At 35.3% G+C, this 12,709-nt stretch carries 14 protein-coding genes and 2 pseudogenes; 4 read left to right on the top strand and 12 right to left on the bottom strand.

Going from position 1 to position 12,709, the window contains the following annotated elements; genetic code table 11:
• The first annotated feature begins 104 nt into the window (after window positions 1-104).
• Both IPK35_06600 and IPK35_06595 read left to right on the top strand, forming a co-directional pair.
• Window positions 105-1,415, top strand: a complete 1,311-nt coding sequence (locus IPK35_06600; GenBank protein MBK8052937.1) for an amino acid permease — start codon at window positions 105-107, stop codon at window positions 1,413-1,415.
• A 168-nt stretch (window positions 1,416-1,583) separates the two neighbouring features.
• On the top strand, window positions 1,584-2,798 hold the full coding sequence (locus IPK35_06595; GenBank protein ID MBK8052936.1) for a hypothetical protein: 1,215 nt from the start codon (window positions 1,584-1,586) through the stop codon (window positions 2,796-2,798).
• Between the two features lie 141 nt (window positions 2,799-2,939).
• Here IPK35_06595 and arfB read toward each other — a convergent pair whose 3' ends face one another.
• From arfB to IPK35_06580, 3 genes are read right to left on the bottom strand one after another with little or no spacing between them, the layout of a single operon-like run.
• The gene (gene arfB, locus IPK35_06590; protein ID MBK8052935.1) at window positions 2,940-3,332 is read right to left on the bottom strand and encodes an aminoacyl-tRNA hydrolase; all 393 of its coding nucleotides are present in this window, start codon (window positions 3,330-3,332) and stop codon (window positions 2,940-2,942) included.
• Between the two features lie 33 nt (window positions 3,333-3,365).
• Window positions 3,366-3,593 (bottom strand): DUF4293 family protein, encoded by a 228-nt coding sequence (locus IPK35_06585; protein ID MBK8052934.1) that lies wholly within the window; start codon window positions 3,591-3,593, stop codon window positions 3,366-3,368.
• Window positions 3,575-3,802, bottom strand: a complete 228-nt coding sequence (locus IPK35_06580; GenBank protein MBK8052933.1) for a hypothetical protein — start codon at window positions 3,800-3,802, stop codon at window positions 3,575-3,577. Before IPK35_06580 ends, IPK35_06585 begins: the two co-directional genes overlap by 19 nt.
• 110 nt (window positions 3,803-3,912) lie before the next feature.
• Here IPK35_06580 and IPK35_06575 point away from each other — a divergent pair, with 110 nt between their 5' ends.
• A complete protein-coding gene (locus IPK35_06575) occupies window positions 3,913-5,043 on the top strand; it encodes an FAD-binding oxidoreductase (protein MBK8052932.1) in 1,131 nt (376 codons plus the stop codon).
• Window positions 5,044-5,277: 234 nt separating this feature from the next.
• Window positions 5,278-7,245: a hypothetical protein gene (locus tag IPK35_06570; protein ID MBK8052931.1), complete on the top strand. Its 1,968-nt coding sequence runs from the start codon at window positions 5,278-5,280 to the stop codon at window positions 7,243-7,245.
• A gap of 6 nt (window positions 7,246-7,251) precedes the next feature.
• Here IPK35_06570 and IPK35_06565 read toward each other — a convergent pair whose 3' ends face one another.
• The 9 genes and pseudogenes from IPK35_06565 to IPK35_06525 all read right to left on the bottom strand — a co-directional run bounded on the left by IPK35_06565 (window position 7,252) and on the right by IPK35_06525 (window position 12,526).
• Window positions 7,252-7,767, bottom strand: a complete 516-nt coding sequence (locus tag IPK35_06565; GenBank protein ID MBK8052930.1) for a lysophospholipid acyltransferase family protein — start codon at window positions 7,765-7,767, stop codon at window positions 7,252-7,254.
• Window positions 7,700-8,113: a hypothetical protein gene (locus tag IPK35_06560; protein MBK8052929.1), complete on the bottom strand. Its 414-nt coding sequence runs from the start codon at window positions 8,111-8,113 to the stop codon at window positions 7,700-7,702. Before IPK35_06560 ends, IPK35_06565 begins: the two co-directional genes overlap by 68 nt.
• Before the next feature lie 158 nt (window positions 8,114-8,271).
• Window positions 8,272-8,424 carry a hypothetical protein gene (locus tag IPK35_06555; GenBank protein ID MBK8052928.1) on the bottom strand — a complete coding sequence of 51 codons (153 nt, stop codon included), beginning with the start codon at window positions 8,422-8,424 and terminating at the stop codon, window positions 8,272-8,274.
• 285 nt (window positions 8,425-8,709) lie between these two features.
• Window positions 8,710-9,703, bottom strand: a pseudogene (locus IPK35_06550) (aminodeoxychorismate synthase component I).
• Window positions 9,704-9,729: 26 nt separating this feature from the next.
• On the bottom strand, window positions 9,730-9,960 hold the full coding sequence (locus tag IPK35_06545) for a hypothetical protein (protein ID MBK8052927.1): 231 nt from the start codon (window positions 9,958-9,960) through the stop codon (window positions 9,730-9,732).
• Complete coding sequence (locus tag IPK35_06540) at window positions 9,960-10,742, bottom strand: hypothetical protein (protein ID MBK8052926.1); 783 nt, start codon at window positions 10,740-10,742, stop codon at window positions 9,960-9,962. The genes IPK35_06545 and IPK35_06540 overlap by 1 nt, the downstream gene beginning before the upstream one ends.
• 277 nt (window positions 10,743-11,019) lie before the next feature.
• Window positions 11,020-11,591 (bottom strand): annotated as a pseudogene (frr, locus tag IPK35_06535) (ribosome recycling factor).
• 47 nt (window positions 11,592-11,638) lie between these two features.
• On the bottom strand, window positions 11,639-12,232 hold the full coding sequence (locus tag IPK35_06530; GenBank protein MBK8052925.1) for a zinc metallopeptidase: 594 nt from the start codon (window positions 12,230-12,232) through the stop codon (window positions 11,639-11,641).
• Between the two features lie 51 nt (window positions 12,233-12,283).
• Window positions 12,284-12,526 (bottom strand): hypothetical protein, encoded by a 243-nt coding sequence (locus IPK35_06525; protein ID MBK8052924.1) that lies wholly within the window; start codon window positions 12,524-12,526, stop codon window positions 12,284-12,286.
• Window positions 12,527-12,709: the final 183 nt, after the last annotated feature.

The following is a 12,709-nucleotide window of genomic DNA, read 5'->3' as shown; positions in this document are numbered from 1 at the left end:
TATTTTAATATAGTTATAAAATTACTTAAAAACAAACAAAATAAAGTACATTTTGAAATGTTTATATAAATTTATGAAATATTAAGACTAAATCTGAGTTTTTCATGACAGATCTAAAGAAAGCCTTGACAACCCGTGGTTTGACCATGATCGCTATTGGAGCATGTATAGGATCAGGCATTTTTGTGACACCTGCCGGTACAATGCACTATCTTCCCCATCAAGGCTATGCCATTTTAGCCTGGATGATAGGAGGAATTGTTGCTTTCCTTGGGGCTGTGACATTTTCAGAGTTGGGGTCGAGATTTCCGCAAGAGGGTGGTATTTATGTTTATATCAGAAATGCATATGGAAAACTTGCAGGCTTTTTGTACGGATGGATCATTCTGTTGATAGTCAATACAGGTGCTCTGGCCGCTTTAGGGCTGGCATTGGCTGATTATCTTAAATTTTTTCTCCCTGTATCAGATGGCGAAAAATCTTTAGTGGCTATGATAACTATTTGGTTATTGACAATTATAAATATTTTTGGAGTTAACATCAGCCAGAGTTTTGCCTCGCTTTTTACTGGCTTAAAATTATTGGCGATGGCAATAATCATTTTTATTGGTTTTTGGTTTCTTCCTGATGTTACACATGAGATTAGGCTTGATCTTACATCTGATATTCCACCTAATCTTGTGAGTGGTATGCTCTTTGCCTTCATTGGGGTATTTTGGTCTATGGGTGGCTGGCATCATGCTACTTATCTTTCCGGTGAAGCGATTGATCCGCAAAAAACAGTTCCTCGTGCTATGCTGATAGGCACAATAGTAGTAACTGTAGTTTATGTGCTGATCATAGGAGCATATATGGTTTTATTGCCTGCAGATGTCATGTCTCAAAGCGAACGGGTAGCCGGTGATGCGGTGGCAACCGTATTCGCTGGTGGGGGAAGGTTTGTTTCAATCGCTATTTCAGTGTCAATTTTTGGAACTATCGGTATTTATACTATGTCAGCACCCCGAATCTATTACGCTATGGCTAAAGACAAAGTATTTTTCGATTTTTTATCTCATGTGTCTGAAAAGTACAAAACACCATACAAGGCCATGCTTTTTCAGGCCGCATGGGCTACTGTTCTGATTTTGATTTGGGGGTCGTTCATAAAAATCATTACGTTTGTAACATTCATGGATATTGTATTTATGGCACTGGCGACGACGACAGTTTTTATTTTCAGAAAGGAGAAAGATAAACACACCGGCTTCAGAATCAATTGGTATCCTTTCATACCAATTATATATCTTGTGGTTACAATTGCTTTTGTTTTGAATACACTCATTGATTTGAATTCGGAATCATGGGTTGGAGTAGGTATTCTTGCTTTGGGTGTGCCCGCTTACTGTTTTTTCAGACGACAATACCAAGTTTGAAGTATGCATGTTATAATGTTCAATAAAATATTTTGGCTTGTAGCCAGGATAGTTTATATTATATTTCCGGGTAATGAGGATGATCAGATGTATGAAATTAACCCCGGATTTTTTTTAAATCATGGAAAACTATTATTATTGCATTCATAAAATCAATACTAAACAAAAATGAAAAACTTATTTCTTTTTATAGCAGTATTACTCTTTTCAATCCCTACCATTTGTCAAAAAGTTGATATTGACAATTATTGGGTAGAAATCAGTTGTGTGGACTTGCCATTAAATTATATTCCTGAAAGAAACAAGACATACTCTGTCAGTTTAGATGGTAACCGTGGTTTTACCGGACAGGATATTGCAGACCAAATCCATTTGTATGGTTGGACCAAAGTGACTGAAAATGCAGGTTTGGATGTCAATGTTTATATCAAGGGATTCAGATCGGGTCAGGCATCATCATCTAGCCGAACGGTTGATTCAAAAGATAAAAGTGGTAAAATAACGAGTAGTACCACCTATTATAAAGTAAGTGTGACCAACACAGGAAGCGGTGATGTCAAAATTTATGGCCCTAAAAATGAACTGGCTAAAGCAGACAAAAAGAATAGAGAAGAAAATAAAAAGGATAAAAGGAAAGTAGAAGTTGAAGTAAATCCTTTTCTGAAACATGTTGATACCGGAAATATTGGCGACGAACTTGGTGATTTAACCTCTGACAAGGCTCTTGCATATAAATACTCTCTCGACAATAGTTATACATACGAAACTTCTGAGTACACTTCTGCTTCTATGGCATTTAAAGAATATAATGCAAACTCTTCGAATAAAATTTATGATCACGAAAACAGTTATCTGAATGATTTTCCAAAATGGGTTTCAACTTATCTCAATAATCAGTATGGTTACAAACCTTATAAATACAATGTAAAGTTTAAAAAACTGGATTCAGAAAAACATCCTGAATTTACTATGTTTGATAATGCTACGAAAGCATTTAAAGCGATTTTTTCAAAAATGAGATATAACAAATCAGAGAAGGAAGTGGAAAGGGACTTAGGTCCGATCATTTCTTATTTTGAAGGACTTACGACCAGATATATTAAAGATGAAAAGCATGAAAAGAGACTGCGTGGGGCTGCTTATTATAATCTTGCCCGAATTTTTCAATACCTCGATAAACATGATAAAGCCATAGAAATAGGAAACGCCATCATTGCAACCGGTTTTGACGAAGATGAAGGGGAAGACTTTATCAAAGAATCTCAGGAACTAAAGAGAAAATTGACTTTTCATCAAATGAATTCCAGACATATCGTGCCTTTGAATGCTAATCAGGAGTTGGATGAAATGGGAGAATCTCAATCTGCAGAAGGAAAAAATTAGAATTGCAGATTGATGGAAATTATCCTGACTCGGTAACAAAAGCTTAGTTAATCTTATGGCCTGACAAGAATTGTATATTATTGAATCACTGCCTGAAGACTATTGCAGTTGGTAGTCATGAATTGGCATCCTAATTAATTTTTATTCATCCCAATCTTTGTTTTTAAGATTTCCTCTCATGGTTTTTATTTCACCGGATAGTTTTTTTTCTATGATTCTCTTTTCTTTTGATGCTTTGGTGGGCTTGGTGGCTATCCTGGGGATTTCAGGCTCCAGCAAAAAATAAATGAGTTCGTGAAGCTTTTGAATACACAATTTTTTATTGCGGAGCTGGCTTCTTGATTCCTGGGATGTGATCAATATAGAGGAATTGTCATCTACAAGCTTATCTGAAAGTTTTCTTATTAAAATAGATTTTTGACTTTCAGTCAGTAATTTCGATTTACTAATATTAAACCTTAGTTCTACTTTTGTTTCTGTCTTATTGACGTTTTGTCCACCCGGGCCACTGCTTCTGACTGTCGCAAAGCACATTCTGATGTCAGATCCGGAATTTCATGTTCCATATTATCTCAGTCTGTCCATAGATCTGACGGTATTTTCATCTTTATTGATGTACCTTCCCGCCAATATTGAAAAAATAAGACTGATCACTGGCAAATAAATACCATACTGATCTTCAATTTTATCTGCATTTGTGCTTCCGGTTCCTTCATTATATATCAAAAGTAATGCAACCAGCGACAAAAGTATAGACAAAACAGTCACCACATAACTTAACCTAAGCTGTAACACACGATTGTTGAATAAAAAATGGCAATAATACTTATCAGTCCCCCGGCAATACTCAATATCAGAAGTATCGGGTTATCATGAATATTGTACACCAAATCATTAAAAAGTTGTGGTATAACCACACTGCTGGTAGCAAAAGGAACCAGGAAAAGGCTAAAAAAAGCCATTCCGCTAAATAACAAAAAGACCGATTGAATTCTTTGTATCATTATTTTTAAATTTGATAATTGTAAAATAAACCGTTAGCCAGTGTACTTTGAAAATTAATATTTTACATTTGCAATATCGTAAAGAGCATATCTAAACCGGCTGCAAGATAATGAATTATAGTTTTTGGGAAAAAAAATTTATTGAATCACCAACAGATATCACTATTATCGGTTCCGGTATTGTAGGTTTGAGTACGGCCATCTCGATCAAAGAGAAGAGTAAAGAATTAACAGTCAAAATGATTGAACGCGGATCGATGCCTTATGGTGCAAGTACAAAAAATGCAGGATTTTCGTGTTTCGGTTCAGTATCTGAACTTCTCGAGGATGTACAAAACATGGGTGAAAACGCTTGCATGGAAGTGGTCAGGATGCGATGGGAAGGACTGAACATGCTAAAAAGCAGAGTAGGAGAAGCGGGTCTCGAATATCATCATGGAGGTGGCACGGAATTATTCAGAACCAGTGACAGATTGCTGATGGACCAGTGTTTGGAAGGTCTTTCGCTATGTAATAAAATGATCGAAACTCAAATAGGCTTAAAAGTTTGTTATGAAAAAAAAGAAAACCAACTATTAAAAAATTTTGAAAGTACGTCTATATTTAACCAATACGAAGGCACTATCAATCCGATGAGCATGATGAATATGCTGATCAGCAAGGCTTTAAATTCAGGTGTACAAATAATCAATGGAATAAACATAGTTGAAATTGATAAGTCTAACAGAATACTGTATTCATCAAATGATTTAAAAATAAACTATAAAAATTTGATTGTGTGTACCAATGGATTTGCCGCCGGATTATTACCTGATTTACCTGTGACACCAGCACGAAATCAGGTATTGATTACTTCTCCTTTAAAAAACTTAGAACTTACTTCAGGTTACCACATGGATAAGGGATATATTTATTTCAGGCAGTATGAAGGCAGGATATTATTGGGTGGTGGACGCAACATTGATCCCGTGGCTGAAACAACGGACCAGTTTGGAAATACTGCTTTGATTCAGGATTATCTGAAAAATGTTCTTGAATCTATTTACCCCGGAGCTACTGATCAGATTGAACACTGGTGGAGTGGAATTCTCGGTGTCGGAGCATCAAAATATCCCATATTGAAATGGGTGGATGATCATATACTTGTGGGTGTCAGACTCGGTGGCATGGGAGTTGCCATTGGTTCTTATCTTGGTGAAAAGCTGGCAGGTGAGATCATAAAAAAATGTAATCACCTTTAATAATACTTCAAAAGTATACTCTGTCTAAAGAATAATAACTGCACAACAAGTTTCTTTTAGCTTGTCGCATCTTCCCAAATATTTATATTTGCATTTTTTATTCGTATCAGGAAAAACAACCAGAGATAAATCAACGTTAAGAGAACAACTAATCATTTGGATATTTTATCAGCTTCAAATATTAAGAAATTTTTATCAGTTTGGGTAATTGCAACATTAATGCCTTGTATCGGTATGTCACAAACCATACCCAAATCTGACGATGTAAAAGAAAAAAGAAGCATCTCCATACACAGTGAAAATAATCAGGTCATTGACGCCACTTTAAATCCTGCCACTCAATATCTCAATGGTGATGTAAAGGTGTACCATGCCAACACATTTATGTTTTGTGATTCAGCTATTCTGAGAGGTTCAAATCTCAGGATGCATTTTAATGTTGTGTTAATGCAAAATGACACTATAAAAATATTTTCAGATTCACTTACCTATAATGGTGATTCATTAGTGGCTTATTTGTACGGAAATATAATACTGGAGAACGGTCCGACTAAAAAACTGTATACTTCATATTTGAAATATGACGTGAAGAATAAAATCGGGTACTATACAAAAAATGCTCGTTTAGTAGATGGGGAATCTACATTGGTAAGTCGCAAAGGAAAATATTTTTTAAATGACAAAACAGCTTTTTTTTACGAAAATGTAAAAGTGACCGGCGATGATTTTTACCTGATATCGGACTCTTTATCTTATACTACGATCAGCCAGAGAACCGAATTTTTAGCACCCGTCAGAATAACCAAAGACACCAGTCAGTTATTTAGTCAACGTGGTTGGTTTGATCTGGATGATAAAGTGGGCGATTTTATAGGTAATGCCCAATATTTGGAAGGCAAAACCATCGCAAAAGCAGACACCATTTCATACGATGGCAAATTGGATATAGTAACCCTTAAAGGTGATACAATGCGCAGTGAGTATATCTCCGAAAAAGATACAGCGTATGCCAAAGTGATTTATTATGATAAAAAAAATGAAATTTTCAGGCTCACAATAAATGCAAGATACAAAGGAAATGAAAACGAAGTCACCGGGGATGCCATTTTTTACGATAAAAAGACTGAAAAATTTAATGTAAAAGGTAGGTCAATGGTGAGTGATCCTCCTTCCATCATAGAAGCTGATACACTGGATTACGATAAAACCATCCGCTACGGAAAAGCCGACGGAAATGTTATCTGGCGTGATACTTCTGCCAGGACCGCCATTATTGCTGATCATGTGCTGTACAAAGGGGAAGAAAACTTTATGATAGCTATCAATGATACCGGGCGGCCGTTGTTTACAACCGATATTGACGGAGATACTTTATTTTTAAAGGCCGATACTTTAAGATCATATAGAGTTATAAAAGAAAGGATAGTAATTCCGGATAGAGATGCAGCCAGGAGAGCAAAAAAAGATAAGAATCCGGTACCTGAGAATACTGAAAATTCAGAAATCAAGACGGAAAATTTGGAAACGTCCGAAGAAGAAATTTTTACACATGAAGATTCAATATCAACTGATAGTTTGGAGGAAAACGAAGGAAATTTATTGACAAAGTTAATTTCAGACACCATATATACGGGAATAATGGATACCATTGACTATTTTATAGGAGATAATAATGTCAGAATTTTTAAATCAGATATGCAGGCAGTTTGTGATTCTATGGTTTACAATAAAAGTGATTCTTTGTTTACATTATTCTCCTCACCCTTTGTTTGGTCAGACAGTTCGCAGATAGCTGGTGATACTATTGATATTTTTATGAAAACCAAAAAAGTGGACAGACTGACGGTAAAGTCTGAAGTTACCATATTGAGTACAGAAGATTTGATATTTTTCAATCAGATTAGAGGCAGGTTTTTGGAAGCTTTTTTCAGAGAAAGCAAGATATACCGTATGGATGTGGATGGTGATGCACGTATTGTTTATTATCTGACCGACAAAGACAAGGCTTATATCGGTGTCAATACAACCGAAGCAGCCAATATGTCTTTTTTTTTAAATGAAAATAAAATTACTGACATAAGAAATTACAAAGAACCACGCTCAAAAGTAGTTCCCATGAAGACAGCCAATCATGATGCTTTAAAAGTAAAAGGTTTTCTTTGGAACATAGACCGAAGGCCTAAAACATCTGTTGATCTTTGATAAAACTTAGTCAATGGTTTTATGATGGGCTCTTTTCCATCGCTTATGTGACCAGAGCCAATATTCAGGTTTGGCAATTATCTCGTTTTCCAGTATTCTGCTATATTTTTCGGTGATACTGCCACTGGCTTCATGATCCGGATTTTCAGTAATAATATGAAATCGCAAAGTATAAGAAATGTTACATTCAGTTTCCGGAATCTGCTGAAGATATAGCACAGGTAAATTGTATTTTTTTGCCAGCTTTTCGGCACCTGTAAGCCAGGGAGTTGCCTGATGAAGAAACGTATTCCAATATACACCATTCATATTTAAAGGGGTTTGGTCGCCTATAAATACATAAAGAATATTTTCATCTTTAAGATGGTTCATGACTCTCATGGTTTGCTCAATGGGGTACAACTCCAGACCAAAAGCTGACCGGATATTCAGCATAATATTATCTATTGTGGTGTCAGAGATTGGTTTGTAAAAAGCTATTACTCTCTGGCTTACAAAACAGGGCAATAATACCATATTCATTTCCCAATTTCCGTAATGTGATGCTGTAATAATGGTGCTTTTTGGGCTGAAAGTAGTTTGACCATTTTTCAGCATTATCTATTTTTATTAAACTTTTTAGCCTTATTTTGTCATAGCTGATGATATAAAATACTTCCCTGATATATCTTATCAATACGCTGTAATATTTTTTATGAATATTTTTGATCTGTTCTTTTGAATATTGAAAACCTACACTACTTTCGAGATTGGAAAGGATAACTTTTGATCTGTATTTTAAAATATACTGAAGTATGAGTCCGGTTTTCCATAAAACTATTTTTAGTACTAATGGTGACCTGTTAGTAATTAATCTGATAAAAAACAACACAATATATATAAAGTACTTTTCAATTTAATAAAATATTTGGTCAATTGGAATAACAATCTTTCCCAATGGTGTCAACGCATTAATCAGGTGAATACTATCATAATTTTTCAACTCCGAAAGGTAAATATCTCTGGCAGTTATGGTGCCGGAAACGATCAGTTTTGCCGTTTTGTACCGAAAAGTAATGGTTCTGCCGGTGTGTAAAATGATTCATCTTTACAGCATACAATATTAAAATAGAAGGCGTCCGTAACTTTATCATCTTTGACAATGATGATTTCATCATTTCCATCTCTTTTTGCAAACAATTTGTTTAGACCTTCTCTATACAAATACTTGTGAGGATAATAAATATTGGAGCTCTCAATTACCTTGAGATTCCTTATTTTTTTATATTATAATGTTCAAAGTTTATTTCGTGGATTGTTTTGTCAAACAAAATTCGGCATTTGACAAGACCTCTGCTGAATTCATCAGTTAATCTTATATTTTCTTTAAACTTTATTGGATTATTATACCCCCAAAGTTCAAGTCTGGAGTTATTTGCCCTGGTTTCATGACAAGGCAGATTATATATCCTTCCATTAAATATTTTAATGCTTTCTACCAACAGGGACATAAACTTTGTCTATCATTTCTTTGTATTCAGCAGTACATTCACTCATATTTGTGATGCCGCATCCACTTCTGTACCACAATTTTGAACCTGATTTTTCAATAAAACGAATCATAACAGCAGAATCGACATTGTTACCGTCAAAGATACCAAATACACCGGTATAGTAACCCCGATTTACCGTTTCAATTTCTTTTGATGATCTGGATGGTTTTTTTCTTTGGTGCTCCGGAGATACTGCCTGCCGGAAGTAAAGCGTTGAATATATCACCAAGGTGAGAGTGATATTCATCATCAAGGGTACCTTCAATTTCCGAACTTACCTGCAATAGTGTTTTTTCATGAGTAGTTAGAGTTTCAATGTACCTGAATTTATTGACTCTTACATTTTTTGAGATGATGCTCAGATCATTGCGAAGCAGGTCAACAATTGTAAAATGTTCGGCTGTTTCTTTTGTGTCATGTAGGATCACATTTTCTGCATCCGGTGCAGATGCATCTATGGTGCCTTTCATCGGAAATGTGTAAATTTTGTTTCCTTTGATCTGGACAAAAATCTCAGGGGAAGAAACAATAAATAGGTCGTCGTAGTACAACTTATATTTAGCGTGTGATATGTCAAAAAGTTCTTTCAGAGTATAGTTGGTTTTGATCTCCGTAGGAAATGTCAGATTCAGCAAAAACGAGTTGCCAAATTGGATTTCTTTTAATACCTGATGGTAAGCATGGGAGTATTTTTCAAATTCTACAGGCAATACTTCAAACTGAAGTTTTTTTGATTTTTCACCATGAAGCTGATAATTTTTTATATCATTAAATTTATAATATATATTATCAGGTATTCGATCAGTTGTATATATTATCGGTTTATTTAATTCGAAATCCAATATAAATATAAATGGTTTTTTAAGGTGTCCCAAGTAGTTCATTTTTTCAATCCAGGACAGCTTTTTAAAATTAATTTTGGACATTGAAAAGGAAAGAGCTCTGTAAAAAATTACTTTTTCGTTTGGACATAATAAATAATATTGGTAGACCACTTGGAGGGGTCAGATTCTTTTGCGGGATCTGTCAGATATTCTTCCGTCACTGGTGGCAGGTTTTCAAGATAGTGATCTAGCATATATTCATCCATGGCCTGATGTGCTCCAGCCGACTTGTTGTTATCACCTTTATATTCTATGATCAAAGCTTGGTTTGATGATATAGTTATTGTTTCTGTGTCCATTACATTAATATATTCACCGGTAGGCAATGCTGCAGCCATATCAGTTTTGTTATTGATGTCATCCCACTTATAAAAAGGCCGGATGGATTGCCGGTAATAGAAAGATTGTTTTCCAAAGCTTTCTGATAAAGTCCACTGATATTTTTAGAATAATACTGTTGTACGTTTTCAAAATCCACTTCAGATCGGTAAGCTATATAATATTTTTGATCCATGAGAATGTTTTTGATCGGATATTCATTGTATATTTTATTTTTGTACCTGTTGATAACCAACACTTTGATGTTGTCCAGATTTTGATGTATTTGTTTTTTAAGTTTCCATTTATGGATAAATTTCCAAAGATTTGTTATAAAACCTGCGGTACCTGAACCGGTAACTTTCACCAGGGTCGTGACAGAGTCTTTTGCCAAAAGTTTGTATGTAAACGTTTTCTCATTTCCTGATTTTTGTTCATCAGTAATGGTAATGCTGTCATTTATATTGTTATGTAGTATCCGAAATACACCATTCCCATAGAGTCTGCTGGAATAATCACAGGAAACACCTGCTCCTTGTGGAGAACCAGCACACGCAACTGTAAATGAAGTATCCTTTGTCGCTTTATAATTCCAATCTGCCTGATGATTCAGATTATTCAGTACATTATAGATAAAATTGCCGGGAACATTTATTTCCATTTGTGTATGGACTTCATATGATTTCGAAACAAAAAATGACAATATACAGACCAGGATGATTGCAGTTGATGCGCCAAGAAGAATTTTTTTGATAGTTGTCATGATTCAATTTTAATTATCAGGATTAGATCTTTATACATTTTTACTGCAAATTTAAAGTATTTTAGCACTATAACCAAAAAATAAAAAGACTGCCGAATTGATTAAACTTTCGGAAAAAAAATCCTGCAGAAATTCATTATACAGGACTTTTTAATTATTTATAGTTAATTGAATTTAGTATTTCTGATTTAAAACATGACACAACTCCAATGCCATTCTTCACCTCTTTCAGATCACCATTTTATTTCGCATTTTAAATCACCAAATAGGCTTGTTGTTAACAGTCACACACTCTCACACAGTCATAATATCTTTTCTTTGACTTTATTTTGTCAATTTTTAAAACATATGATTCAATGGTTTTTTGAATTTCATCTTCCTTTCTTTTGCCCAGATCTTCCGGAAAACCATCCTTAATTTTCTTCTTTATGAAGTCCATGATTTTATGTCTGTGTGCCCTTATGGCAACCCTTGACTCTTCACCTGCATGTTTGGCTTGTTTTACCATAAAATCCTTCGTTCTTCACTCATTGGCGGAATCATTAGTCTTACTACTTCACCATCATTCATCGGAGTGATACCCATATTGGCTTCGAAAATAGCTTTTTCAATAGCACCTAACATCTTTTTCTCCCAAGGTTGAATACTTATGGTTCGTGCATCCGGTGTACTTATATTAGATACCTGAGTTAATGGTGTCGGTGTACCATAATAATCAACCATCAGTCCATTGAGCATGGCGGGATGCTTGCCTGCTCTGATTTTGTTGAGTTCAAATGCAAGGTGTTCAATCGCTTTATCAAAATGTTCCAGCGTTTGCAGGATTTGTATTTCTATTTCTTCTATCATAAATACTACTTTAAAAATTAAGGTGCAAAAGTAAAATCTTTTACAATTTAATCATTATTGCTTCCCATGAATCTCAATAGGAAATACAAAAACATAACAAGTGCTCCCAATGCCTGCTCAAACTCAACCGGCAATGTCACCAGACTGAAAAGGGCAGTAAGACCAAATGTAATAAGCAATATCATGATCAGAATATTTCCGCCAAATCCTGCGCCCATACCAAATATGGTGGCCATAAATAAAAATTGCTGAATGCCTGAACTGAACTGAACCACCGGGACTAATTTTGACCTTAAAGTAAGCATGCTGTAAGCCAGTATTGTGTGCTGCACTGCGTGTCCGCATTCGTGTGCTGCCACTGCCGCTGCCGATATTGATCTACCATTGTACACGTCAGGAGACAATGCAACTGTCTTATTTACCGGATTATAATGATCAGAAAGGAATCCCTGACCCATGACCACCTGCACATCTCTTATGTGATAATGGCTGAGCATAGCTTCTGCAATTTCTTTTCCTGTCATACCACTGCGGGTACCTATTTTACTGTAATGAGCAAATTTTGACTTTAAACGGTTGCTCACGAGCATTCCTACGATCGTAAAAACGCCCAGAACTATCCAATATCCTATTCCTATCATTTGACTTTAAATGTTTTAATTGTTTGATTAATAATTATTTAGCTGATTATTTTAAATCCTGTATAAGGTTGCAAAGCAAGTGTGGTATCTTAATACCTTCCTGTCCTGATGATTTTCCAGCAAGGTTGCTACAATTCTTGCCAGAGCCAGTGCGCTGCCATTTAAGTATGTGCCACTTAGTTTTACCATCCTCATCTCTGTATCGCAGCTACATTCTGTTCGACTGAAAGGTCCCAAAATTAGACACTGAACTGACTTCAAGCCACCTTCCTGCGCAGCAAGAATAGGTCTCAAAATCAAATGTCAATGCCGAATTAAAACTCCTTCTCACCGCCACATAAACGCAAAATGCGATGGGTTCAAGTTTATCCAACAAAATTTCACATGTGCCACCATTTCCATGAGAGAATCATAAGATTTTTCCGGATGTTCTATTCGCACTATTTCTATCTTGTCAAACTGATGTAGTCTGTTAAG

This window comes from Saprospiraceae bacterium (genome assembly GCA_016713025.1).
In the GTDB taxonomy this organism is placed as follows: Bacteria; Bacteroidota; Bacteroidia; order Chitinophagales; family Saprospiraceae; genus OLB9.
Note: the sequence above shows the minus strand (reverse complement) of the source record. Positions and strands in the feature narration are given on the sequence as shown.